Source organism: Streptomyces sp. DH10, assembly GCF_029813805.1.
GTDB lineage: Bacteria > Actinomycetota > Actinomycetes > Streptomycetales > Streptomycetaceae > Streptomyces > Streptomyces coeruleofuscus.
The window spans coordinates 69662-94579 of record NZ_JARVKU010000023.1; the positions used below are offsets into that span (position 1 = coordinate 69662).

Genomic DNA, 24918 nt, shown 5'->3' on the forward strand with positions numbered 1-24918 from the left:
TAGAGCAGATGTCAGAGCTGCTGGAGCTGCTCCACGGGCTGAAGGGTGGACCGGATGGGTGTCGAGATCTGTGTGGAAGGGCTGACCAAGTCCTTCGGTCACCAGGTCATCTGGCAGGACGTCTCGCTGACGCTGCCCGCCGGGGAGGTCTCGGTCATGCTCGGCCCCTCCGGCACGGGCAAGTCGGTGTTCCTCAAGACGCTCGTCGGCCTGCTCAAGCCGGAGCGCGGCTCCATCACGATCCAGGGCCGGGACATCACCAGGCTCCGGGAGCGCGACCTGTACGAGGTGCGCAAGCTGTTCGGCGTGCTGTTCCAGGACGGCGCGCTGTTCGGCTCGATGAACCTGTACGACAACATCGCCTTCCCGCTGCGCGAGCACACCCGTAAGTCGGAGAGCGACATCCGGCGCATCGTGCTGGAGAAGATGGACATGGTCGGGCTGATCGGGGCGGAAGGGAAGCTGCCCGGTGAGATCTCCGGCGGTATGCGGAAGCGGGCCGGGCTGGCCCGGGCGCTCGTCCTCGACCCCGAGATCATCCTCTTCGACGAGCCCGACTCGGGTCTCGACCCGGTCCGCGTCGCCTACCTCAACCAGCTCATCGTCGACCTCAACGCCCAGATCGACGCGACCTTCCTGATCGTCACGCACGACATCGCCTCGGCCCGCCAGGTGCCGGACAACATCGGGCTGCTGTTCCGCCGCGAGCTGGTGATGTTCGGGCCGCGGGAGAAGCTGCTGGCCAGCGACGAGCCCGTCGTACGGCAGTTCCTGAACGGCCGGATGCAGGGCCCGATCGGCATGGCGGAGGAGAAGGACGCGGCGCAGGTCGAGCAGGAGCTCGCGCAGATCGACGACAGCGCCCGCGTCCAGGAGCCGGCTCCCCGCCTGCTGCCGGGGCCGGGCATCACCCGGCCACCCCGCTGGGAGGCCATCGCCCGGCGCGAGGCCGCGCTGCACCGGAAGGAGGTGGCCGGCGCGTGAGCCTGTCACCGGTGGGAGCGCTGCGGCACTCGGGCAGCCTCTTCGCGATGGCGCTGGACGTCGTCCGGACGATTCCCCGACGGCCTTTCCAGGCGCGGGAGTTCATCCAGCAGACGTGGTTCGTCGCGAGCGTCACCATCCTGCCGACGGCCCTGGTCTCCATTCCGTTCGGGGCGGTCATCGCGCTCCAGATCGGCAGCCTGACCCGGCAGTTGGGCGCCCAGTCCTTCTCCGGGGCCGCCTCCGTGCTCGCCGTGCTGCGCGAGGCCTCGCCGATCGTCACCGCGCTGCTGATCGCGGGCGCCGGCGGCACGGCGATCTGCGCCGACCTCGGGGCGCGGAAGATCCGCGACGAGATCGACGCGATGCAGGTGCTGGGCATCGACCCCATCCACCGGCTGGTCGTCCCGCGCGTGCTGGCGTCGATGCTGGTGGCGGTGCTGCTCAACGGCCTGGTCTCGGTGGTGGGCGTGGCGGGCGGCTACTTCTTCAACGTCGTTCTCCAGAACGGCACTCCGGGCGCCTACCTGGCCTCCTTCACCACCCTCGCCCAGCTCTCCGATCTGTGGGCGGCCGAGGTCAAGGCGCTCGTCTTCGGCGCGATCGCCGGGATCGTCGCCTCCTACAAGGGCCTGACCGCGAAGGGCGGACCCAAGGGGGTCGGCGACGCGGTGAACCAGTCGGTGGTGATCACCTTCATGTTGCTGTTCGTGACCAACTTCGTGATGACCGCGGTGTACTTCCAGGTCGTCCCCCAGAGGGGTTAGCCGATGAGACTCATCGACCGCCCGCTGAAGTCCCTCGAGGCGCTGGGCACTCAACTCTCCTTCTACGGCCGCTCGCTGGCGTGGACGGGGCGTACCGTGCGCCGGTACAAGAAGGAGATCCTGCGGCTGCTGGCCGAGGTGAGCTTCGGCCGGGGCGCGCTCGCCGTCGTGGGCGGCACGGTCGGCGTGATCGCCTTCCTGTCGTTCTTCACCGGCACGGAAGTGGGGTTGCAGGGGTACGCCGCGCTCAACCAGCTCGGCACCTCCAACTTCGTGGCGTTCCTCTCGGCGTACTTCAACACCCGTGAGATCGCCCCGCTGGTGGCCGGGCTCGCGCTCTCCGCGACCGTCGGCGCGGGGTTCACCGCCCAGCTCGGCGCGATGCGGATCAGCGAGGAGACCGACGCGCTGGAGGTCATGGGCGTGCCCTCGCTGCCGTTCCTCGTGACGACGCGGATGATCGCCGGGTTCGTGGCCGTCGTCCCGCTGTACGTGATCGGCCTGCTGTCCTCGTACCTGGCCGCCCGCACCATCACCACCGGCTACTACGGGCAGTCCACGGGCACGTACGACCACTACTTCCAGCAGTACCTGCCCCCGGTGGACGTGCTGTGGTCCTTCGGGAAGGTGCTGGTCTTCGCCGTGCTGATCATCCTGGTGCATTGCTTCTACGGCTACTACGCGAGCGGCGGCCCGGCGGGCGTCGGCGTCGCGGTGGGCCGCGCGGTGCGGACCTCGATCGTGGCGATCAACGTCCTGGACTTCTTCCTGTCGCTGGCGATCTGGGGCGCCAGCACGACCGTACGGATCGCGGGGTGAGCCGCCGTATGAAGGTGCTGAGACTGCGGTTGTACGGCGTCGTCTTCATCGCCGTGCTCGCGTTGCTGCTGTCCCTGTCCGTCGCCGTCTACCGGCAGGCGTTCACGCCGGTCGTGCGGATCACGCTGGAGGCCGACAGCCTCGGCAACCAGCTCGATCCGCGCGCCGACGTCAAGCTGCGCGGGCTGCTGGTCGGCGAGGTGCGCGAGGTGCGGGCCGACGGGACGAAGGCGACGCTCGACATCGCGCTCAAGCCGGAGCACGTCGCCCGGATCCCGTCCGACGTGCACGCGCGCCTGCTGCCCAAGACGCTGTTCGGCGAGAAGTACGTCGACCTGGTCGCACCGCGCGGCTCATCGGGCCGGCCCATTCGCGCCGGTGACGTCATCACCCAGGACCGCACCCGCGTCGGCATCGAGGTCCAGCAGCTGATGAACGACCTGCTGCCCCTGCTGCGGACGGTCCAGCCCGGCAAGCTCAACGCCACGCTCTCCGCGTTCGCCACCGCCCTGGAGGGACGCGGCGACCGGATCGGCGACAACCTCACGCGAGTGGAGGCCTACCTGCGCCGCCTCAATCCGCACCTGCCGTCCCTGAAAGAGGACATCGCACGCTTCGCCGACGTCGCCGAGGTCTACGGCGACGCGGCGCCCGACCTGATGGAGATCCTGCGCAACACCGTCACCACCAGCCGCACGATCGTCGAGGAGAAGGACCGTCTGGCGGCGGCGCTGAAGACGACGGCCACCGTCGCGGGCACCGCCGAGGACTTCCTCGACGCCAACGGCGACCGGCTGATCACCCTCGGCCGGGTCTCCCGCCCCACGCTGGAGCTGTTCGCCCGCTACTCGCCCCAGTACCCCTGTCTGCTGGCCGGGCTGGTCCGGCAGGAGAAGGCGTCCGAGGAGGCGTTCCGGGGCGGCAAGATGCACATCACGCTGGAGGTCGTACGGCCGCAGGGCGCGTACGAACCGGGGGAGGAACCGCGCTACGGCGAGCGGTCCGGCCCCAACTGCCGTGATCTGCCGCATCCTCCGGTGCCGGCGCCCGGTGCCCAGCTCAACGACGGTTCGAAGAAGACCAGTCCGTCCTCGGGCGGTCCGCTCGGCGTCTCCGCCACCCGGGCCGAACAGCGGGCCGTCGGCTCGCTCGTGGCGCCGGCGCTGGGCGTGCCCGCGGACGAGGTGCCGCCGGTCGCGACGCTGCTGTTCGGGCCGATGGCGCGCGGGACGGCGGTGAGCGTCGCATGAGCACCACAAGTGCCCGGCAGACCGCCGCCCCGCTGATCAAGTTCAGTCTCTTCGCGCTGGTGACGATGGTGGCGACGGCCCTGCTCGCCGCCACCATCGTGAACATCTCCTTCACCCCCGAGCACGAGTACCGCGCGGTCTTCAGCGACGTCACCGGTCTGGAGGAGGGCGACGACATCCGGGTGGCCGGAGTGCGGGTCGGCGAGGTCGCGGGCATCCGGATCAAGGACCGGACGCTGGCCGAGGTCACCTTCACGGTCAGCCGGGACCGGCCGCTGCTCACCAGCACCGGCGCCGTCATCCGCTACCGCAACCTGGTCGGGCAGCGGTACGTCGCACTGACCGAGGGCGCCGGCGACGGCACCGGGCTGCGCCCCGGCGGCACGATCCCGCTCGCGCGCACCCAGCCCGCCCTCGACCTGAACGCGCTGCTGAACGGCTTCAAGCCGCTGTTCGCCGCGCTCAGCCCGAAGGACGTCAACCAGCTCGCCACCGAGATCATCAAGACCCTCCAGGGCGAGGGCGGCACCGTCAACAGCCTGCTGACGCACACGGCGTCGCTCACCACGACACTGGCCGGCCGCGACAAGCTGATCGGCTCGGTGATCGACAACCTCAACACCGTGCTGAAGACGCTCGACAAGCGCGGCGCCCGCTTCTCCGGACTGCTCAAGCAACTGCGCCGGGTCATCTCGGGCCTGTCCGCCGACCGCAAGCCCATCGGGGAGTCGCTGGTGAGCATCGGCGATCTGACGGAGGCCACCTCGGGCCTGCTGAAGGACGCGCGTCCGCCGCTGAAGGACGACATCGCGGAACTGACCGACCTCACCGGGACGCTGAACGACAACGAGAAGACCGTGGAGGGCGTGCTGAAGAGGCTGCCGAACAAGCTCAACGAGCTGACGGGGACGGCGTCCTACGGCTCGTGGTTCAACTTCTACCTGTGCGACTTCGACGGCCGGATCGTGCTGCCGAAGACGAAGCAGGTACTCACGCCCGAGATGCACGTGGCGAGGGCGAGGTGCGGGGCATGAGCCGCAAGCGCCGCCCGGAGCCGCTGGTCAAGGTGCGCATCGAGCCGCCCCGCATCCGGCTTCCCCACATCCGGCTTCCCCGCATCCGCCGCCCGCACCTCGGCCCGTTCCGCGAGCGCAACCCCGTCGTCATCGGCGCCGTCGGACTCACCGTCCTCGCGCTGCTGACCGTGGCCGCGTTCAACGCCGACCGCCTGCCCGTGATCGGCGACGGCGAGACGTACAGCGCCGCGTTCGCGGAGGCGGGCGGTCTCAAGCCGGGCGACGAGGTGCGGATCGCCGGGGTCAAGGTCGGCAAGGTCGAGGAGGTCGACCTGGACGGTGATCACGTCAAGGTCACCTTCAAGATCAAGGACGAGCCGGGGTTCGGCACCGAGACCGGCGCGTCGATCCGGGTCAAGACGATCCTCGGCGCGAAGTACCTCGCCCTGCACCCCAAGGGGCGGGGCCGGCTGGAGCCCGGCAGCGAGATCCCGCTGGAGCGGACCGTCCCCGCGTACGACGTCGTGCAGGCGTTCAGCGATCTCACCACCACGACGGAGAAGGTCGACACCGAACAGCTGGCCAAGGCCCTGGACACCATCTCCACGACCTTCGAGGACTCACCGGAAGAGGTACGGGCGTCCATCAAGGGCCTGTCGAAGATCTCCCGGACGGTGGCCTCGCGCGACAAGGCCCTCAGGGAGCTCCTCGACCACGCGAACGGCGTGACGGGCGTACTCGCCGACCGGTCGGGCGACTTCACGGCCCTGGTCGAGGACGGCGACAAGCTGTTCAAGGAGATCAACAAGCGGCGCGCGGCGATCCACAAGCTGCTGAAGACCTCCGCCGCGCTCGGCATCCAGCTCTCCGGACTGGTCCAGGACAACGAGAAGGAGATCGGGCCCGCGCTCAAGGGCCTCAACACCGTGGTGAAGATGCTCGAACGGAACCAAGCCGGCCTGGAGCGCAGCATCAAGCTCCTGGCCCCCTACGTACGGGTCTTCACCAACACCCTCGGCAACGGCCGCTGGTTCGACTCCTACGTCCAGAACCTGGTCGCCGCCCCGGTGGTGCCGCGGACGCGGACGGGAGGCGCGCGGTGAGCAACCGTCGGAAGAAGCCCCTGGCCCTGCTGATCGCCCTCGTCCTGGTCGCCGCGCTCACCTATGTCCTGTGGCCGAGGACCGAACCGGCCCGCGTCACGGCGTACTTCCCGCGCACCGTCGGCATCTACCCCGGCTCGGACGTCCGCGTGCTGGGCGTGCGGATCGGCGAGGTCAAGGAGATCACGCCGGAGGGCGGCCGGGTGCGGGTGGAGCTGGAGTACGACGCCGACCGCAAGGTCCCGGCGGACGCGCAGGCCGCGATCATCAACTCCTCGGTGGTCAGCGACCGTTACGTGCAGCTGCTGCCGGTGTACCGGAGCGGTCCGGTGCTGCGGGACGGGGACGAGATCCCCGAGTCGCGTACGGCCGTGCCGGTCGAACTGGACCGCGTCTTCGACAGCCTGCACACCACGGCCGAGGCGCTCGGCCCCGAGGGCGCCAACAAGGACGGCGCCCTGTCACGGCTGCTCGGCGTCAGCGCCGACAACCTCGACGGCCAGGGCGAGAACCTCCACCGGATGGTCGGGGACCTCTCGGAGGCGGTCACGACTCTCTCCGACGGCCGCACTGACCTGTTCGGCACGGTCCGCAACCTCCAGGTGTTCACGGCGGCGCTGGCGGCGGACGACAAGAGCGTGCGGTCGTTCAACAGCAGCCTCGCCAAGGTCGCCGAGCAACTCGCGGGCGAGCGCAAGGACCTGGCGGCCGCGCTGAAACACCTCGGCACGGCCCTCGGTGACGTGTCCGCCTTCGTGAAGAAGAACAAGAAGTCCCTGACCTCGAACGTGGAGGGCCTGAGCAAGGTGACCAAGGTGCTCGTCACCCAACGGGCGGCACTGGAGGAGCTGCTGGAGGTCGCGCCGACGGGCATGTCGAACCTGAACAACGCCTACAACCCCTCCGCAGGCACCCTCGACACCCGCAACAACCCCGACCATCCGCAGGATCCCGCCTCCCTGCTGTGCTCGATCCTGAAGACGACCGGGGAGAAGACCGACTGCAAGGACCTGAGGGACCTCTTCGACTCCCTGCCCGAAGTGCCCGAAGTGCCCGAGGGCGCCGCGGCCACCGGCACGGTCGACCGCACCCTCGGCGGAATCCTGGGGGCACGCGCATGAGGCCACTGCGCAAGGGCGGGGCGGTCGCGTGGGCGGCCGTCGGGACGCTGCTGCTGTCCGGCTGCGAGTTCAACGGCTGGTACGACGTTCCGCTCCCCGGCGGAGCCGCCGCCGACGGTCGCGCCTATCACGTCACCGTCGAGTTCCGCGACGTCCTGGACCTGGTTCCGCAGTCGGCGGTCAAGGTCGACAACGTCACCGTGGGCGCGGTGGAGAAGGTGGAGCTGGAGGGCTGGCACGCGAGGGTCCGCCTCCGGGTCGCCGACTCGGTGAAGCTGCCCGCCAACGCCGTGGCCGGGCTGCGGCAGACCAGCATGCTCGGCGAGAAGTACGTGGCGCTGGCCGGGCCGCCGGACAGCACGCCGGTCGGCCGGCTCCGCGACGGTGACGTGATCCCCCTGTCCCGCAGCGGCCGCAACCCGGAGGTCGAGGAGGTGCTGTCCGCGCTGTCCGCCCTCCTCAACGGCGGCGGCGTGGCCCAGCTCAAGACGATCACCACGGAGCTGAACAAGGCCCTGGAAGGCCGGGAGAACCGGGTCAAGTCCCTGCTCAAGGAGCTCGACACCTTCATCGGCGGCCTGGACGACCAGCGCCGGGACATCGTTGGCGCCCTGAAGGCCGTGGACCGGCTGGCCGAACGGCTGGGCAAGGAGAAGAAGACGATCGCCCAGGCCGTCGACACCATGCCGCCCGCTCTGAAGGTCCTGGCCGACCAGCGCCGCGACCTGACGAGGATGCTCACCGCCCTGTCGAAGCTGGGCAGGACCGGCACCAAGGTGGTCAACGCCTCGCACGACGACACGGTCGCCAACCTCAAGCGGCTGCGGCCGATCCTGCGACAGCTCAACAAGGCGGGCAGCGACCTGCCCAACTCCCTGGAGCTGCTGACGACCTACCCGTTCCCGCGCAACGTGGTGGACGCCATCAAGGGCGACTACGTCAACCTGCACATCACGGCGGACCTCGACCTGCCCGGCATCTACGGCAACCTGACGGACGAGCCGGGCGGCGGGAACGGCGGGGACACGCGGATACCGGAGCTTCCCGAGGCCCCGGACCTGCCGGACGTACCGGATCTCCCGGAGGCACCGGATCTGCCGGACGTGCCGAAGCCCACCGCGCTGCCGAGCGGTCCGGGCGTGCCATCGGCTCCGTCGGCCCCCTCGGGCGACGACGACCCGCTGTGCCCGCCGGTCTGCACCGCCGGTTACGGCTCCGGCGGCCACCGCACCCGGGGCGACTGGCCCGAGGGGATCGACCTCGAACTCGCCGAGCTGATGCTGAAGGGGGTCCAGCCGTGATCACCCGTACGGTCAAGGCGCAACTGATCGCCTTCGCCGCCCTCACCGCCGTGGGGGTGTCGTACGTCGGCGCCGAGTACACGGGCCTGGTGGACGAAGTCCTGGACCGCGGCTACACCGTGCGGGCCGACTTCGCCGGCTCCGGGGGCGTCTTCCCCGGCGCCGAGGTCACCTACCGCGGAGTGCCGGTGGGCAAGGTCGGCGCACTGAGCCTGACCGGCCCCGACGGCGTCTCGGTCACGCTCGACATCGAGGACGGGGCGCCGCGCATCCCGGCGGACACGCTGGCCGTGGTGGCGAACCGTTCGGCGGTGGGCGAGCAGTACGTCGACCTCCAGCCCCGCGTCTCCCGCGGCCCGTACCTGCTGGACGGCAGCACGATCCCGCGCGAGAGCACGCGGGTGCCGCTGTCGACGACGGACATGGTCCTCAGCCTGGACCGCCTGGTGAACTCGGTCGGCAAGGACGACCTGGGCGTCACGGTCGACGAGCTGGGCAAGGCGTTCGCCGGTACCGGCCCGAACCTGAGCCGCCTGGTGGACTCGGGCAACACCCTGGTCGAGTCGGCGTCCGAGGCGCTGCCGGAGACCATCGCCCTGATCGAGGACTCACGCAAGGTCCTCAAGACGCAGGCCGACCAGGGCTCGTCGATCAAGTCGTTCGCGCGTGATCTGGCGGCGCTCTCGGCCCAGTTGAAGGCGAGCGACGGGGACCTGCGCAAGCTGATCGGCAACGCGCGGCCGGCGGGGCAGGAGCTGAACTCGCTGCTGAAGGCGACCGGGCCGCAGCTTTCGGTCCTGCTGGCCAACCTGATCAGCGGCGGCCAGGTCACGCTGGCCCGCCTCCCCGGCGTGGAGCAGGCCCTGGTCACCTTCCCGCTGATGGTCGAGGGCAGCTACACGGTCGTCCCGGGCGACGGCACCACCCACTTCGGCCTGGTCCTGAACGCCGACGACCCGCCGGCCTGCACCCAGGGGTACGGCACGGCACGCCGCGACCCCGCGGACACCAGCACACGCGAGGCGAACACCGGCGCCCGCTGCACGCTCCCGCGCGGCAGCCAGTCGTCGGTACGGGGCGCGCAGAACGCCCCGGGCGCGTCGGCCCCCGGCGGCGGCGCGAACCAGGCGGCGTACGTCACCCCGTACGACCCGGAGACCGGCACCACCACCGGCCCGGACGGAAACAACGTCGAGATCGGCTCGACGGGCGGCCAGCAGGCCGTGTTCGGAAAGGAGTCGTGGCAATGGCTGCTTGTTGGCCCCGTGGCATGAGGCCGGTGCGCCCCGGAGTGATGACGGCGGGTCTCGTCGCGGCGACCGTCGTCACCACGGCACTGTCACTCTGGCTGGCCTTCGGCCTCTACCAGCAGCGCGAGGCGGATCAGCGACGCCAGGGCATCCTGGCCGCCGCCCGCCAGTCGGCGCTGAACTTCACCTCCCTCGACTACCGGCACTACGACCGCGACAGCGCGAACGTGCTGGCGGGCGCGACCGGCGAGTTCAAGAAGCAGTTCACCGCGCAGACGGACCAGCTGACGAAGCTGGTGGCCCAGAACAAGTCCGTGTCGCAGGGCCAGGTTCTGGAGGCGGGCATCGTCCGCTCCGACGAGGACTCGGCCCGAGTGCTGGTGGTCGCCGACAGCAAGGTGAGCAACACCGCCGCGCCCGAGGGCGAGGCGCGCACGTACCGGCTCCAGCTCGACCTCGTGCACAAGGACGGCCGCTGGCTGACGTCCGACGTCGAGTTCGTCGGCTGACCCACGGGCCGATCCGCCGACCGACAAGCACCGACAAGCACCGACGAGGAGTACGAGGAGTACGACCATGCCGAAGACGACCACCGGCCGCGCCCCCGGCCCCGGCGCCCGCCGCACCATGACGGCGGCCGCCCGCGCCGCGGCGAAGCGCGCGGAGCGCGGCCACCGTGAGGCGGGCGCGGCGACGGCCGGCGACGAGGAGTCCCCGCGCCGGGCCGAGCGGCCACGCGCCGGGCGCACCGTCCTCGTCGATGCCCCGAAGGACGGCTGGGACGACCCGCCGGAGCCGTCACCGGAGTCGTTCGAGGAGGACGGGCCACAGGACCGGAGCGAGCCCGGCCCCGGCGGCCGTCGGAGGCCGCTCACCCTGGTCCTGGCCGTCCTGCTCGTCGTAGGCCTGGCCGCGCTCGCCGCCCTGGGATGGCAGTACCGCGACGGCCGCCTGACGGAGAGCGCCCGGACCGAGGCGCTCGCGGCCGCGCGAAAGGCCGCGCCGATCGTCCTGTCGTACGACTACCGCCGCCTGGACAAGGACTTCTCGACGGCCCGCGCCCACCTGACCGGCGACTTCCGCGACGAGTACGGCAAGACCACGAAGACCGTGGTCGCCCCCACGGCCGAGAAGTACCACGGCGTGGTGAAGGCCACGGTCGCCGCCCCCGGTTCCGGCGGCACCCCGGCCGCCTCCGTCGTCTCGGCCTCCCCCGACAAGGTCGTGGTCCTGCTCTTCGTCAACCAGGTCACCGAGAGCACCCAGGTCTCGGGGGCCCGCGTGGACCAGAACCGGGTGCGGATGACGATGGACCGCACGGGGGAGGGGTGGAAGGTGAGTGCGGTGGACGCGTTGTGACGAGCGGTTTCCTCAGCCGCCCGAGTCCACCGCTGCCCTCAGCGCCTCGGTGAAGGACCCGGCCCACGCCTCGACCGTCTCGCGGGTGAACAGGTCCGTCGAGTACTCGAACGTGACCGTGACCGAGTCGGCCTCGGGTGCGATCACGACGTAGAACTCGTTGCGGGCCACGCCCTGGGCGGGGAGGGCGCGGATGGTGGTGGTGACCTCCTGGAGGTTCAGGGTCGGGGGCTCTGTGGTGATCACGGTGAACAGGACCGTGGGGAACAGGGCGTCCTTCAGCTCGGGCGAGACGAGGGACACCACGTCCGTGAGGGGGAGTTCCTGGTGGTCGAGGGCCGTGAACAGGGTGGTGCTCAGCTGGGAGACCAGGTCGGGGAACGTTTCCGCGTCGGACAGCCGGGCCCGTAGGAGTACGGCGTCACCGAGGATGCCGACGATCTCGGCGCGGTCGCGCTGGACGCGGTTGGCGCTGGACGCCGCCAGGACGATGTCGTTCCGTCCGCCGCAGAGGTCGCCCAGCCACCTGGCGAACGTGGCCGCGAGGACCGTGTAGGCCGTGGTGCCCAGGCGGGTCGCCGTGCCGGTCAGGCGGGCGGGTGTGTCGTCGGTGATGGTCCAGGTGTGCAGGGCGCCCCGGCCGGAGAGCTTGCCCGGGTGCGGGTGGTCGTAGGGGAGGGGCGGGCGCAGCGGGACGGTGTCGAGTTCCGTGCGCCAGAAGTGTTCCAGGGCTGTTCTGCGCTGGTCCGGCAGTGCGTGTTCCGATCGGGCGAAGTCCGTGAACTGGCGTATTTCGAACGGCAGTTGGGGTTGCGTGCCGGATCGTCGCGCGTTGTAGAGCTCCTGAAGGTCGCGCCTGATGATGCTCAGGGACCAGCCGTCACACACCGCGTGGTGGAAGACCGTCACCAGGACCCAGTGGTCCTCGGCGAGACGGGCCAGGCGGAAGCGGAAGAGAGGCGGCTGGTCCAGCGTGAACGGGGTGGAGACCTGCTCGCGGCACCAGCGGTCCACGGCCTCTTCCGTGGTCCCGGCACGGAGGTCGGTGATCGGCAGCGTCACGGGGACTTCGGCCAGGATGTCGACCTCGTACCGTCCGTCCTCCCGGCGGACCGGCCTGCCGCGCAGCGCGTGGTGGCGTGCCACCAGGTCGATGAGGGCCTGGTGCAGGACCTCGGGGTCCAGGGCGCCGCGCAGGTCCATGCGGTGGGCGATGTTGTAGACGCTCGGGTCGGGGAGCGCGTGGTGGCGGCGCCACAGGCGGCGCAGAGTCGAGGGCATCGGCGCGGTGTCCACGACACGGTGACGTGCCGCGATGCCCCGGATCGTCGGGTCCAGGAAGAAGTCGGCCATCGTGAGGTCGACGTCCGCCTCCTCCCGCATGCGGTTCAGCAACCGGATCGCACTCAGGGAGTGGCCGCCGAGTTCGAAGAACGATGTGGTGACCGGGATCGGCTCCATGGCCAGTTCCTCGCCCCACAGATCGTGCAGCGTCTTCTCCAGAGCCGTCGTGGGCCCGGTCTGCGACGGCCCGGCGGACTCGTCCCCCGGATCCGGCAGGGCCGAGCGGTCCAGCTTGCCGGAGGTGTTCACCGGGAGGCGGTCGAGGGTCACCCAGCGGCGCGGCACCAGGTGGTCGGGGAGTTCGGCGGCCAGTGCGGTGCGCAAGGAACGCCAGGACGCCGTCGGTTCGGCGGGCACGACGTAGGCGGCCAGCTCCATGTCACCGTGGCGGTCGCGGCGTGGGAGGACGGCCGCGTCCCGGACCCCGGGCAGTGCCGTCAACGCCGACTGGACCTCGCCCGGTTCGACGCGGTAGCCGCGGATCTTGACCTGGTCGTCCGCCCGGCCCCGGTACTCCAGCGTGCCGTCCGCGCGCATGCGGCCCAGGTCGCCCGTGCGGTACAGCACCCCGCCCTCGCCGTCGTCGACGAACGCGGCGGCGGTCTCGGCGGGGCGGTTGTGGTAGCCGTGCGCGACCGGAGTGCCGCTCACGTGGATCTCGCCGACGGCGCCGACCGGGACCTGCCGGCCCGAGTCGTCCAGCAGCAGTACCCGCGCTCCAGGCACCGGGGTGCCGATCGGGGGCCACTCCTCGCCGGCCGGGTCGACGCGGTGCGACGTGACGATGACCGACGTCTCCGTGGGGCCGTACTGGTTGTGGAGAGCGCAGTCCGGGTGCTTCGCGAGGAACCGGCGGAAGGCGGGCGTGAGCTGGAGTGCCTCGCCCGCCGAGAACAGCTCGCGCAGGGAGGGGAGCTCGGGGGCCGTCTCCATCAGGTACTTCAGGGGGGTGCAGGGCATGAACAGGCGCTGCACCCGGTGACGGCGTACCGCCTGCGCCAGCGCCGCGGGGTCGTGCCGTACGGCGTCGTCGACCAGGACGAGCGTGGCTCCCGAGGCCAGCGTCGTGAAGATCTCCTGCACGCTGACGTCGAACACCGGTGACGTCCATTGGAGGGTGCGGAGGGCGGGGTGGCGGCGCAGGTGGCCGTGGACCAGGTTCGCAGGGCCGCGGTGGGGTACGACGACGCCCTTCGGGCGGCCGGTCGAGCCCGAGGTGTGGATGCAGTACGCCGGGTCCTGCGGGCCCGCCCCGTCCTGCAGCGGGGCGGACGGCAGCGTGTCGTCCGCCTGTTCCACACGCAGGACGGGCGGTTCCGGCGCGAGGTCCGGGTGCCCGGCGAGCGCGGTGCCGGAGGTGAGCAGGAGGACGGGTGCGCCGTCGGCGAGCAGCAGCGACAGACGCGGGGTGGGCAGGGACGGGTCGAGGGGGAGGTATGCCGCCCCGCTCTTGAGCACCGCCAGCAGGGCCGTGATCAAGTGCGGGCCCCGTTGCAGGAGTACGGCGACCCGTTCTCCGCGTGCGGCGCCCCTGGTGCGGAGCTGCCGGGCGAGGCGGTTGGCCGCCGCGTCCAACTCCCCGTAGGAGAGCTGTTGTTCCCCGCTGATCAGGGCTACGGCGTCCGGGGTGCGGTGCGCCTGCTGCTCGAACAGGCCGTGCAGGGTGGCCAGGGCCCCTTCGCCGGCGCCTTCCTGCCGGGACAGGATCGCGCGGTCCGCGGCCGTGAGCGCGGTGAGGTCCGCCAGCGGCGCGCCCGGTGTGTCCAGGGCGCGACGCAGGACCTCTTCGACGTAGTCCACGAAGCGGCGCACCGTGGCCTCGTCGAAGAGGGCCGTGTCGTACTCGACCATGAAGCGGACGCCGCCCGCGTGGTGGGTGAGGTAGACGCTGAGGTCGAACGGGGCGCGGGCGCTCGGCACGTCGAGCAGGGTGGCCGTCAGGCGGGGCGGGTCGAAGAGGGCCTCGCCCTCGTTCTCGTACTCCACCATCACCTGGAACAGCGGATTGCGGCCCGGGTCGCGACGCGGGTTGAGCGCGCCGACCAGTTCGTCGAAGGGCACGCCGCGGTGTTCGTACGCCGACGTGCTGCTCTCCCGCACCCGGCGCAGCAGCGTCGGGAAGTCCGGGTCGCCGGTCAGGTCCAGGCGCAGCGGCACGGTGTCGAGGAACAGGCCCACATGGTTTTCGGCGCCGGCGGGCCGGGCGGCTACGGCGGTGCCGATCACCACGTCCCGTTGCCCGCTGAAACGGCCCAGGACCGCGCCGATCGCGCTGGTCAGTGTCATGAAGAGGGTGGCGCGGTGCCCGGCGGCGAACTTCCGCAGCCCGTCCGTCAGTTCCGCGTCGAGGGCGTGCGTGAGGCTCGCGCCCGCTCCCGTCCTGACCGGCGGGCGGGGGCGGTCGGTGGGCAGGGTCAGTTCCGGTGCGTCGCCGAGGTGCTGCCGCCAGAAGTCCAAGGACGCGGGGTCTGCCTCGGGTGCCGCCGGCGGTTCGGGCAGGGGCGGCGGCTCCGAGCCCGCACCGCCGCCCCGCCGGGCGCGGTAGTACGCGGCCAGGTCGCGGGCCAGCACAGCCGTGGAGGAGGAGTCGAAGACGATGTGGTGGGCCAGGAGGAAGAGCAGGTGGCGGTCCGGGGACAGGCGGAGCAGGCGGGCCGCGACCAGAGGACCCGTGGCGAGATCGAGTCCGTGGTCGTCCGCGAGTGCCGACCGCAGGGCCTCCTCCTCGGTCGAACCCGTGTGGTCCTGCACCGGGCAGTCGAGCGGCATACGGTCGCGTATCTCCTGGTAGGGGATGCCGTCCGTCTCGCCGAACACCGTGCGCAGCGCCGGGTGCCGGTCCGTCACCCGGTCCAGCGCCCAGCGCAGGGCCGGGACGTCCAGCGGGCCCTCCAGCCGGATCGCCTTGGGCTCGTGGTACATGGCGGTGCCCGGGTGCAGTTGCTCCAGGAACCAGATACGGCGCTGGGCGGGGCTGAGCGGTGCCCGCCGGCGGGGCTCGGGGCGTGGTGACTGCGGGACGGCGGACTCGTACAGCGGCTGTGGCTTCAAGCCGGGCGTCGTGCTGCGGACACGGTCCAGTACCGGCAGCGCCGCCAGCACCTTCTCCTTCGGTACGCCGAAGTCCACGAAGCAGGCGATCTCGTCCGCTCCGGCCTCCCGCAGACGCCGTACGGTCTCCGCGGCCGTGTGCTCGTTGCCGATCAGCGCGCGGGAGTCGCAGTAGCGCTCGTAGGCGCGGCCGAGGAGGAACTCCACGTCCTCCTCGGGGGTGTTCTCCAGGTCCACCTGGAAGCCGAGACTGTTGGTGACCTGGTCGAAGAGGGACAGGGAGGACCGCAGATACGACAGGAAGGGCCGGTAGGCCTCGGCCCGCGCCCGCTCCGCGTCGTCCTCCAGGTAGGTGTGCACGAGCACCACGACCCGCCCGGCCGCCGGGTCGAGACCGTGCTCGGCGCGGCAGCGCCGGTACAGCGCGATGTTCTCGGCCAGTTGCTCCACCGTCTGCGTCATCAGGTTGGTGACCACGCCGAGGTCCTCGGCGGCCGCCCTGCGGTAGCTGTCCGGGTTCCCGACGACGGCCACGTACATCGGCGGCCGTTCCTGTACGGGGCGGGGGTGCAGGCGGATCTCCACGGGGGTGCCGTCGCCCGCCGTCGTCTTCACCGGCTGTCCCGACCAGAGGTCCCGTACGGTCGCCAGGTGCTCGTACATCACCTCCCGGTGCCGGCCGAAGTGCTGCGGCGCCAGCGCGAAGTCGGTGGCGTGCCAGCCGCTCGCGAAGCACAGGCCCGTCCGGCCGCCGGAGATGTTGTCGACCACCGACCACTCCTCCGCGACCCGGGCGGGATGGTGCAGCGGCAGCACCACGGAACCGGCGTGCAGCCGGACCCGGCTGGTCCGGGCGGCCAGAGCCGCGGCCAGTACGGAGGGGTTGGGGAAGAGCGCGCCGAAGGAGTTGAAGTGCCGCTCGGGGAACCACAGGGCGTGGAAGCCGTGCTGGTCGGCGAAGTCCGCGGCGGCCATGATCAGGCCGTATTTGTCGTGGTCGGTGTCCTGGGGGTAGTCGCCGAAGAAGTAGAGGCTGAAGTCGAAGGCGGCAGGGGACGGGGTGGAGGGTGTGGGCGCGGGCCGGGGGACAAGGGGTGCCGGCGTCCGTGCCGGAGTGGGCGGCGCCGTCGTGGTGCCGGACGTCGCGAGCACGTCCAGTTGGCGGGAAATCATCTCGCCCACCTGGTCGACGAGTTGCTCCGCCAGCCGTAGCTGCTGACCGAACAAGGCGTGCAGCCCGTCCGGTGACTCCGACGGAGCAGTAGGCGCCGCCGGCTGCTCAACCACCGGCTCATCGATCACTGGCTCGTGGACCACCGGCGCGTCTCCCCGCAGTTGCGCGACCCGCTCCGCCAGCCTCCGCGGTGTGTCGGCCGAGTCGAACACTTCCCGGACCGGGACACGGACGCCGTACCGCTGCTCCAGCTCCGTCGTCATGCTCATCAGGGAGAGGGAGTCGGCGCCCAGTTCGAAGAACGAGCTGTCCGGTGTGACGTCGGCGGTGGGGCGGCCGAGCTTGCCGGCCGCCAGTTCCCTTATGACGAGCAGGACTTGGTCGTCCGGCCCGGGCTCCTCGGGAGCCGGCACCGGCGCCTCCGCCCGGAACGGCACCACACGCCGCCGCAGCGGATGCCCCGGCAGCGACACCCGGCCTCCGTCGCCGGTCAGCGTCTGCCAGTCCAGGTCCGCGCCCCTGCCGTACAGCGAGCCGAGCGCCGTCAGAAGCCCGTGTGCCTGCTCGGGCGCCCCGTCCCCTTCGCCCTGCCCGCTCAGCCAGCGGCTGTCGGGTACGCAGTGCCGGCCGAGGCCGGTGAGGGTCCGCCCGGCGCCGATCTCCACGAAGTCCCGGCAGCCCTGCTCGACGGCCGTGTCCAGGGCGAGGCCGAAGCGGACCGGCTGCCGGGCCTGACGGCACAGGTACTCCACGTCGACCGTCCAGCCCGCCCGGCGCAGTTCACCGTCGGCCGTGGTCACCAGCGGGGTGTGCGACGGACGGTACGTCACGCCGCGCGCACGGGTCCGGAACTCGTCCAGGGCGCTGTCGATCCCGGCGGAGTGGAACGCCCGGTCGACCGGCAGCTCCCGCCACCGCAGGCCCTCCCGGTCGAGCAGTACCGCCGCCTCCTTCAGGGCCTGCGGCGGGCCCGAGAGCACCTGGGCGTGGGGACCGTTGACCGCGGCGAGCTCCGCACCGGCGGCCAGGGCGATGCGCCGCGCGGTGGCCTGGTCGGCTCGGACGGCGAGCATGCCCCCGGCCGGGCAGCGGGTCTGCATCAGCCGCCCGCGCCAGGCGGTGAGCCGCAGCCCGTCCTCCAGCGTCAGGACGCCGGCCGCGTACAGGGCGGCGTACTCGCCGACGCTGTGCCCGAGCAGGAGCGCGGGGCGTATCCCGGCCGTCCGCCAGGTGTCCGACAGCGCTGCCTGATGGGCGAAGAGGGCGGCTTGCGCGGTTTCGGTGGGCCAGATCTCGTCGTCCGTGGGGTGGCCGTCGGGCGTGGGGGCGGGGGTGGTCAGCAGCCGCGCGAGCAGGCTGCCGCCGAACTCCCCGGCGTACACCTCCTCGCACCGGTCGAGCGTGGCCCGCGCGGCCGGGTGCGCGGCGTACAGGCCGTTCGCCATGCCGCGACGGGCACTGCCCTGGCCCGCGAACGCGAAGGCGACCGGGCCGAGAGGGGAGGACGTGAGGTGGCGCTGGTCCCCCAGCGCGCGGGCGAGTTCGGCCGCCGTGCGGCCGGCCACGGCGGTGCGTGCCGGGCGGTGCGGCCTTCCGTGGGCCAGGGTTGCGGCCACGTCGGCGGCCGGGAGGCCGGGCCGGGCCAGCAGCCCGTCGCGCAACACGGCCGCGAGCTCCTCCAGGGCCTCGGGGTCGCGGGCCGACACGGGGACGAGGACGGGCAGTTCGGCGGTGGGGCGAGGAGGTGCGGGCGGGGCCTCCTCCAGCACCACATGGGCGTTGGTGCCGCCGACGCCGAGCGCGCTGACCCCGGCCCGGCGGGGCACGCCGTCCGGCACCTGCCACGGCCGCAGTTCCGTGGCGAGTGCCAATGTGCCGTCCGACAACGGGAGTTCGGGGTTCGGGTGGGTGAGGTGCGGTGTCGGCACCAGGGTGCGGTCGCGCAGCATGAGGACCGTCTTGATGAGCCCGGCCATTCCGGCGCAGCTGTCGAGATGCCCGATGTTCGGCTTCACCGAGCCGACCACGCAGGGGCCGGAGCGAGCGGATGCCCCCGTGTCCTCGCCCAGCGCCCGCCGCAACGCCGTCAGCTCCACCGGATCCCCGAGCCGCGTTCCCGTGCCGTGCGCCTCCACGTACGAGATCGTCGATGCGGGCACCTCCGCCCTGCGCAGCGCCTGGCGTACGACTTCGGCCTGTCCCTCGACACCGGGCGCGCTGAAGCCGACCTTGGCGGCGCCGTCGTTGTTGACCGCGGATCCCAGGATCACCGCGTGCACGGTGTCGCCGTCGGCCAGCGCCCGGTCGAGACGCTTGAGCAGGACGGCGGCCACGCCGTTCCCGCCGACGGTGCCGTCGGCCTCCGCGTCGAAGGCCCGGCAGCGTCCGGTGGGGGACAGGATCGACCCGGGGTGGCTGTGATAGCCGGTCTCCTGGGGCAGGTGCACGGCCGCCGCGCCCGCCAGCGCCAGGTCCGTCTCCCCGGTGAGCAGCGCCTGGACCGCGAGGTGCACCGCGACCAGGGAGGTGGAACAGGCCGTCTGCACACCGATCGCCGGACCGGTGAGGCCGAGCCGGTAGGCGACGCGGGTGGCGAGGAAGTCCGGCTCCTGGCCGATGGCCGACTGCATGCCGGCGACCGGGTCCGACGGGTCGTACGGTGAGCCGGTCGCGGGCTGCTGCTGGTGGTCGTAGAGGTTCATGCCCGACCCGGCGAAGACCCCCACCCTGACGCCGGGCGCGGTCGCCGCGTGGCCGCCGTCCTCCAGGGCCTGGTGGCAGCACTCCAGGAACAGCCGGTGCGCGGGATGCGTCAGCCCGGCCTCCTTGGGGCTCATCCCGAAGAAGTCCGCGTCGAACTCCTCGACGCCGTCGAGGATCCCGGCGGCCGGCACGAGGCCGGGGGCGCGGCGCTGGTCCGGCGACAGGCCCGCCGCCGCGAGCTCCTGCTCGCTGAAGACCCGGACGCTGTCGACGCCGCCCCGCAGATTGGCCCAGAACTCCTCGACCGAGTTCGCGCCGGGGAAGCGCAGCGACAGCCCGATGACGGCGACGCGGCGGTCGGGGGATTCCGTGCGGGAGGTGCTCTCATCGTCCACTGCCGCGGCCACGGCCCCGGCTCCCGTCCCTGCTCCCGTCCCGGCCGCCGGTCCGCTCGCGAGGTGTGCCGCGAGTGCCGTGGCCGTCGGGTGCTCGAAGAACGCGGTCTGGGCGACCGGCGTCCCGAGGCGGTCCGCCAGCCGGTTCCGCAGGCGCACCAGCAGCACGGACGTCAGGCCGAGTTCGTAGAACGGCACGTCCGCGTCGGCCGGACGGCCCAGTACGGCGCTCAGCTCCTCCCGGACGGCCCGGGTCACGGCGTCCGCGTCAGCCCGGGCGGACGGTGCCGGAGCCGGGGCGGACGGTGCCGGAGCGGGGGCGGAGGGTGCCGGAGCGGGGGCGGCGTCGAAACCACCGGCGACCAGGCGGCTCTGGAGTTCCGCACGGCGCACCTTGCCCGCCGGCGTCCGCGGGAACTCGCCCGCCGGGACGGGCAGGACGTAGGCGGCGGTGAGCCTGAGGCGGGTGAACAGCGCCGCCTTCACCTCGGCGGCGATCCGCGGGTCTTCGGCGGTGCCGCGGCTGACGAAGAACACGGCGAGGTCCTCCGTGCCCCGCTCCGGGTGCGGGATGCCACAGGCGGCGACCTCACCCTGCCGGACGCCGTCGACGGCGGTGGCGGTCTCCTCCACCTCGTGGCAGTAGACGTTGTGGCCGTTGAGGATGATCACGTCCTTGCGGCGGCCCGTGATGACCACCTGGCCGCCGTCGAGGAACGCCAGGTCGCCGGTGTCGAGCCAGTCGCGTCCGGCGGGGTAGGCGACGGCGTCCGCCTCGGGGTCGTTCACGTAACCGGGGGTGAGCCGCGCTGCCGAGTGGACCTGGAGCCTGCCGATGCGACCCGGCGGCACGAGGTCGCCGCGGTCGTCGACGACGCGCAGAGTGACGCCGTGCGCGGGCGAGCCGCAGGCGACGAAGGTGACGCACTCGGCGTCCGGGGTGTCCTCACCGGCCCGCACCAGGTCGCCGCCCAGGCTGTTCTTGAGCAGGCGGTGCACGGTGCCCGGCCGGTCCAGCCGGCCGTAGGTGACGGCCGTGACCGTCTCGGCCATGCCCCACACCGGGGCGATGTGCTCCTCGCGCACCCCGTACGGGGCCGTCGCGTCGAGGAAGCGGCGCAGCACCGGCAGGACGACCCGCTCGCCCCCGCACACCAGCGACTTGAGACCGCTGAGGTCCCAGGGGCGGTCGGCCCGCTCGGCGAGCGCGTCCGCGACCAGCCGGTAGGCGAACGTCGGTGCCCAGCCGTGCTGCGCCCGGTGCTCGTGGAGGAGGTCGAGCCAGCGCAGCGGATCGGCGAGCACGTGCTCGGTGGGCGCGTGGACGTTGGTGCAGCCGGTGAAGACCGCGAGCAGGTGGTAGAGCAGGAAGGCGCCGCTGTGGTCGACGGGCAGCCAGTTCACCATCGTGTCGTCCGGGCGGACGTCGAGGATCCGCCTGCTGCTCGCCGCGAAGTCCGCGAGCCCGGCGTGCGTCAGCCGGGCGGCCTTCGGGACGCCCGTGCTGCCGGAGGACAGCATCAGCAGGGCCGTGTCGGACGGGTCCGGCTCGACGAGGTCGTCGTGGCCGTCCGCGGGCGGTGCGTCCAGGCAGGCGGCGGCGAGGGCGACGCGCGGTGCGGGCGTGGCGTGGGCGAGGGCCGCCGCGCCGGGTGCGTCGGTCAGGACCAGCGGCCGGTCGAGCAACGCGCAGGCCTGCCGTAAGCGTTCGAAGGCCGGGGAGCCCGGCGCGGGGTGCTCGGCGATGGCCACGGGTAGGGCACCGCCGAGGACACACGCCCAGAAGGCGGGGAAGAACTCGGCCAGCGGCAGCCCGCACAGCACCACCGTGTCGCCGCGCCGCAGTCCGTGCGCCCGCAGGCCGGTGAGCATACGACGTGCCGCGTCCAGCAGTTCGGGATACGACCGTGAGCTCGTCGTGCCGTCGGCGGCGACGGTGACGACGGCTCCGCCGGGAGCGGACCGGGCGGCGCCCAGCAGCGCCCGCACGGCGTCGGCCGGATCACCCTCCGTGCGTTCGGGCTCAGGACCCCGGCAACTGGCTTGCCCCCGTAGACGTTCCATGCGCGTGTTCTCCCTTTTCTTCGCCGGACGGCGGGTGATGTGAGTGGTCCTCGCCGGTGGGTGGGCGGTCGTGGCCGATGGGTGGGCGGTTGCCGCCGGTGGACGGGTGGGTCTCGCCGGTGGCTTGGGTGTTCTGGCCGGTGATCGGGTGGGTCTCGCCGACGGTTTGGGTGTTCTGGTCGGTGGACGGGTGGGTCTCGCCGACGGTTTGGGTGTTCTGGCCGGTGGACGCGTGGGTCCCGCCGACGGCTTGGGCGTTCTCCCAGGCGGACGGGTGGTTCTCGCCGGTGGGCGGACGGTCCTCCCCGGGGGACGGGTGGCCCTCCCCGGCGGACGGGCGGCTCTCTCCGCTCGGCGGGCGGCCGTCGTCGGCGTGCGAGTGGGCATCACCGTCCGCCGGGCCCGGTCGCCCCGTCCCGCGCCGGCCCGCCATGAACAGCAGCAGCACCAGCGCCCCGCACACCGCCGCCCCATGGAAGGCGCCCACGACGGCCAGTGCGGGCAGCACCTCCAGGGCGGCCGCCGCGGCCATCGTGCCCAGGGCGAACCCGGACTGCTCGGCGGTGGCGGACAGGCCGAACAGGCGGCTGCGCTGCCGGTCGGGTGCGGCCTGGAGGCGCGAGGTGTAGACGATCTCGGTCCAGCCGTCCGCGAACCCCGCCGCCACGGCCGCCGCCATCAAGGCCGGGGCGGGCAGCCCGGTGAACGCCGCCACGAAACAGAACGACATCGCGCAGGTGCCCACCGCGAACGCGCGCTCGCCCCAGGACGCCCCGTGCGACCGGCGTTTGAGGACCTGGTGGGCGAGCAGGGTGCCCACGGCCCACGCCGACCAGAAACGGGTCATGAACACCGCCGGATCGGACGGCTCGGCCGCGTGCGCCGCCAGCGGCAGCGCGACGTTGTGCGAGGCGGACGCCAGCGCGTCGAGCCCCCGCAGCGCGATCATGCCGAGCAACGCTCCGGCGAGGCCTGCCACACGCAGCCGCGTCCGCTTGCCACGAGCCCGCGAGGACCCGGTTTCGGCCCGCTCCTCCCCGGACTCGTCAGACGGTTCGTCGTCCGTGCGCGGCCGGAGCACCAGTACGGCCGCGGCCGACACCGCGAAGCTCGCGGCGTTCACGGCGAAGGCGACACCGAAACCGCCGAGGGCGATGACCGGCGCGGCCGACGCGAAGCCCAGCACCGTGGCGACGGAACGGGCCGTGACCAGCACGCCGTTCGCCCGGGCGCGGTCGTCCTGCCCGACCATGACGGGCACCGCGCTGCGCAGGGCGACGTTGAAGAAGGTGTTGCCCGCGCCCAGCACGACCACCGCCCCGAGCAGCACCCACAGCGGCGTGTCCGAGGCCCGGAGCGCGAGCACGACCATGGCGAGGGTCTGGGCGAGGTCCGTGACCACCATGACGGTCCGGCGCGTGAACCTGGCGGTCAGCGCCCCGGCGGCGAGGCCCGCGGTGACACCGGACAGCAGCCGTACGGCCATCACGACGCCCACGCCCAGGGCGGTGCCCGTGACCTCGTACGAGAACAGGCTCAGCGCGATGAGATTCAGATAGGTCCCGTACGCCGACACGGCATGCGCGACCACCACGGCACGAAACCGCCACTCCACCCCCGTCACCGGACTCCTCAACCTGGTTGGGCCAGGGTCGGCCGCTCGGCGCTTTTTCACCGCAGCGTAACCCGAGGGGGAAAGGTGAACGGGCGCTTGTGCGTTATTCGATGATCAGAGCGACGGACGCGGGACGTCCGCTTGTGCCGGCAGTGCCGCGGACCTGCGTGTCACCCGCTCCAGGTGCCGGGCGAGGACCTCCCGCGCCTCCGGCGTCAGGGTCCGCAGCGCCACCAGCGCCGTGATGACGACATCGCACAGCTCCGACTGCACGTCGTCCCAGGTGTGCGTCACGCCCTTGCGCGGGTTCTGGCCGGTCGCGCCGATCACCGCCTCGGCGACCTCCCCGACCTCCTCGGACAGCTTCAGGACGCGCAGCAGGACCCCCTCGCGACCCTCGATCGGGCGGTGGGAGTCGAGCCACTCCCACAGGGTGTCGACGGCGGCCCACAGGTCGGGCGGGGGCGGGGCCTGAGGCGTGTGATCGTTCATGGGGCGGCAGCCTGCCACGAGGGTCTGACAGTGAAGGGCCCCCGGCGGCTACTCCATGAGCTCCTCTTCGAACAGCGAGTCCTGCTCGCCCTCCTTCGCCTTCCGCAGCCGCCGGGCACGCGCCCCCACGACCAGCGCCGTTCCCGCCGCCGTCGCCGCGAACGCCGCCGGAATCATCCAGTTCCGGTTCACCGCGTGCCCGAGCGCGTGGTCCAGGGAGAGCCGTCCCGGGCCGGTGACGGCCAGTCCGGCGGCCGTGAGGCCCAGCGTCGCCGCGTACTCGTAGCCGCCGCCCTGGTTGAAGAAGCCGTTCGGCGTGTGCACCGCGGCCGCGCCGGCCATCGCGCCGGCCGCCGCGGCCCCGGCGGCCGGTGTGGCGAGGCCCAGGGCCAGCAGTGCGCCGCCGCCGGTCTCGGCGAGGCCCGCCGCCGTCGCGCTCGTCTTGCCGGGGACGTAGCCGACGGACTCCATGAACTGGCCGGTTCCCTCGATGCCGTGCCCGCCGAACCAGCCGAACAGCTTCTGCGTGCCGTGCGCGGCCAGCACACCGCCCGTCCCCAGCCGAAGCAGCAGCAGGCCCAGATCACGTCGGTCGTAACGCCTCACGTCGTCTCCCGGAGCAGACAGCAGGAACAGGGGAACACTCCCCGTCGCGTTTCCACCGTCGCACCCCTGACACCCCGCGGACCCGCCCGGGACGCCGTTCGGGTGGCACGGGTGGCGTGTCGGGGCGGCCGGTACGAGGCTGACGGGCATGACGATTCAGACCACGCGCCTCAGCGATCCGGCCGTCCGCGCCTTCGTGACCGCCGTGAACAACCACGACCGCGAGGCCTTCATGGCGCTCCTCGCGCCCGGCGCGACCATGGCCGACGACGGCTCCGACCGCGACCTCGCCGACTGGGTCGACCGGGAGATCTTCTCCTCCCACGGCCACCTGGAGGTCGACAACGAGTCCAACGGCGGCCGCGCCCTCATCGCCCGCTACAACAACGACACCTGGGGCGAGATGCGCACCCGGTGGAGCTTCACCGTGGACGACGACGGCCGGATCTCCCGCTTCGAGACCGGGCAGGCCTGAAAAACCCGCACTCCGCCGGGCCTTGCCTT

At 72.2% G+C, this 24918-nt stretch carries 16 protein-coding genes; 12 read left to right on the forward strand and 4 right to left on the reverse strand.

The window, feature by feature from the left end; translation table 11 throughout:
• The first annotated feature begins 54 nt into the window (after positions 1-54).
• The 11 genes from QC385_RS35320 (at position 55) to QC385_RS35370 (ending at position 10970) form a co-directional block, all read left to right on the forward strand.
• The gene (locus QC385_RS35320; RefSeq protein WP_279545466.1) at positions 55-984 is read left to right on the forward strand and encodes an ABC transporter ATP-binding protein; all 930 of its coding nucleotides are present in this window, start codon (positions 55-57) and stop codon (positions 982-984) included.
• A complete protein-coding gene (locus QC385_RS35325; RefSeq protein ID WP_010036858.1) occupies positions 981-1751 on the forward strand; it encodes an MlaE family ABC transporter permease in 771 nt (256 codons plus the stop codon). The genes QC385_RS35320 and QC385_RS35325 overlap by 4 nt, the downstream gene beginning before the upstream one ends.
• A gap of 3 nt (positions 1752-1754) precedes the next feature.
• Positions 1755-2570 carry an MlaE family ABC transporter permease gene (locus QC385_RS35330; protein WP_279545467.1) on the forward strand — a complete coding sequence of 272 codons (816 nt, stop codon included), beginning with the start codon at positions 1755-1757 and terminating at the stop codon, positions 2568-2570.
• An 8-nt stretch (positions 2571-2578) separates the two neighbouring features.
• Positions 2579-3820: an MCE family protein gene (locus QC385_RS35335; protein ID WP_279545468.1), complete on the forward strand. Its 1242-nt coding sequence runs from the start codon at positions 2579-2581 to the stop codon at positions 3818-3820.
• Positions 3817-4854, forward strand: a complete 1038-nt coding sequence (locus tag QC385_RS35340) for an MlaD family protein (RefSeq protein WP_279545469.1) — start codon at positions 3817-3819, stop codon at positions 4852-4854. The genes QC385_RS35335 and QC385_RS35340 overlap by 4 nt, the downstream gene beginning before the upstream one ends.
• On the forward strand, positions 4851-5939 hold the full coding sequence (locus QC385_RS35345; protein WP_279545470.1) for an MCE family protein: 1089 nt from the start codon (positions 4851-4853) through the stop codon (positions 5937-5939). Before QC385_RS35340 ends, QC385_RS35345 begins: the two co-directional genes overlap by 4 nt.
• Positions 5936-7060, forward strand: a complete 1125-nt coding sequence (locus QC385_RS35350; RefSeq protein WP_279545471.1) for an MCE family protein — start codon at positions 5936-5938, stop codon at positions 7058-7060. The genes QC385_RS35345 and QC385_RS35350 overlap by 4 nt, the downstream gene beginning before the upstream one ends.
• On the forward strand, positions 7057-8361 hold the full coding sequence (locus tag QC385_RS35355; protein ID WP_279545472.1) for an MCE family protein: 1305 nt from the start codon (positions 7057-7059) through the stop codon (positions 8359-8361). The genes QC385_RS35350 and QC385_RS35355 overlap by 4 nt, the downstream gene beginning before the upstream one ends.
• Positions 8358-9635: an MlaD family protein gene (locus tag QC385_RS35360; protein ID WP_279545473.1), complete on the forward strand. Its 1278-nt coding sequence runs from the start codon at positions 8358-8360 to the stop codon at positions 9633-9635. The genes QC385_RS35355 and QC385_RS35360 overlap by 4 nt, the downstream gene beginning before the upstream one ends.
• Positions 9636-9655: 20 nt before the next feature.
• A complete protein-coding gene (locus tag QC385_RS35365; protein WP_193506231.1) occupies positions 9656-10120 on the forward strand; it encodes a hypothetical protein in 465 nt (154 codons plus the stop codon).
• 67 nt (positions 10121-10187) lie between these two features.
• Positions 10188-10970: a hypothetical protein gene (locus QC385_RS35370; RefSeq protein WP_279545474.1), complete on the forward strand. Its 783-nt coding sequence runs from the start codon at positions 10188-10190 to the stop codon at positions 10968-10970.
• Positions 10971-10982: 12 nt separating this feature from the next.
• On the opposite strand, the gene QC385_RS35375 is transcribed toward QC385_RS35370, so the two are convergent.
• The 4 genes from QC385_RS35375 to QC385_RS35390 form a co-directional block, all read right to left on the reverse strand.
• Positions 10983-21701 carry a non-ribosomal peptide synthetase/type I polyketide synthase gene (locus QC385_RS35375; protein WP_279545475.1) on the reverse strand — a complete coding sequence of 3573 codons (10719 nt, stop codon included), beginning with the start codon at positions 21699-21701 and terminating at the stop codon, positions 10983-10985.
• Entirely contained in the window at positions 21661-23325 is a 1665-nt protein-coding gene (locus QC385_RS35380; RefSeq protein WP_443033071.1) for an MFS transporter, read from the reverse strand. Before QC385_RS35380 ends, QC385_RS35375 begins: the two co-directional genes overlap by 41 nt.
• A gap of 105 nt (positions 23326-23430) precedes the next feature.
• Entirely contained in the window at positions 23431-23808 is a 378-nt protein-coding gene (locus tag QC385_RS35385; protein ID WP_279545476.1) for a MazG-like family protein, read from the reverse strand.
• 48 nt (positions 23809-23856) lie between these two features.
• On the reverse strand, positions 23857-24414 hold the full coding sequence (locus tag QC385_RS35390) for a DoxX family protein (RefSeq protein WP_279545477.1): 558 nt from the start codon (positions 24412-24414) through the stop codon (positions 23857-23859).
• A gap of 148 nt (positions 24415-24562) precedes the next feature.
• Here QC385_RS35390 and QC385_RS35395 point away from each other — a divergent pair, with 148 nt between their 5' ends.
• Positions 24563-24889, forward strand: a complete 327-nt coding sequence (locus QC385_RS35395; RefSeq protein WP_086846736.1) for a hypothetical protein — start codon at positions 24563-24565, stop codon at positions 24887-24889.
• Positions 24890-24918 lie beyond the last annotated feature (29 nt).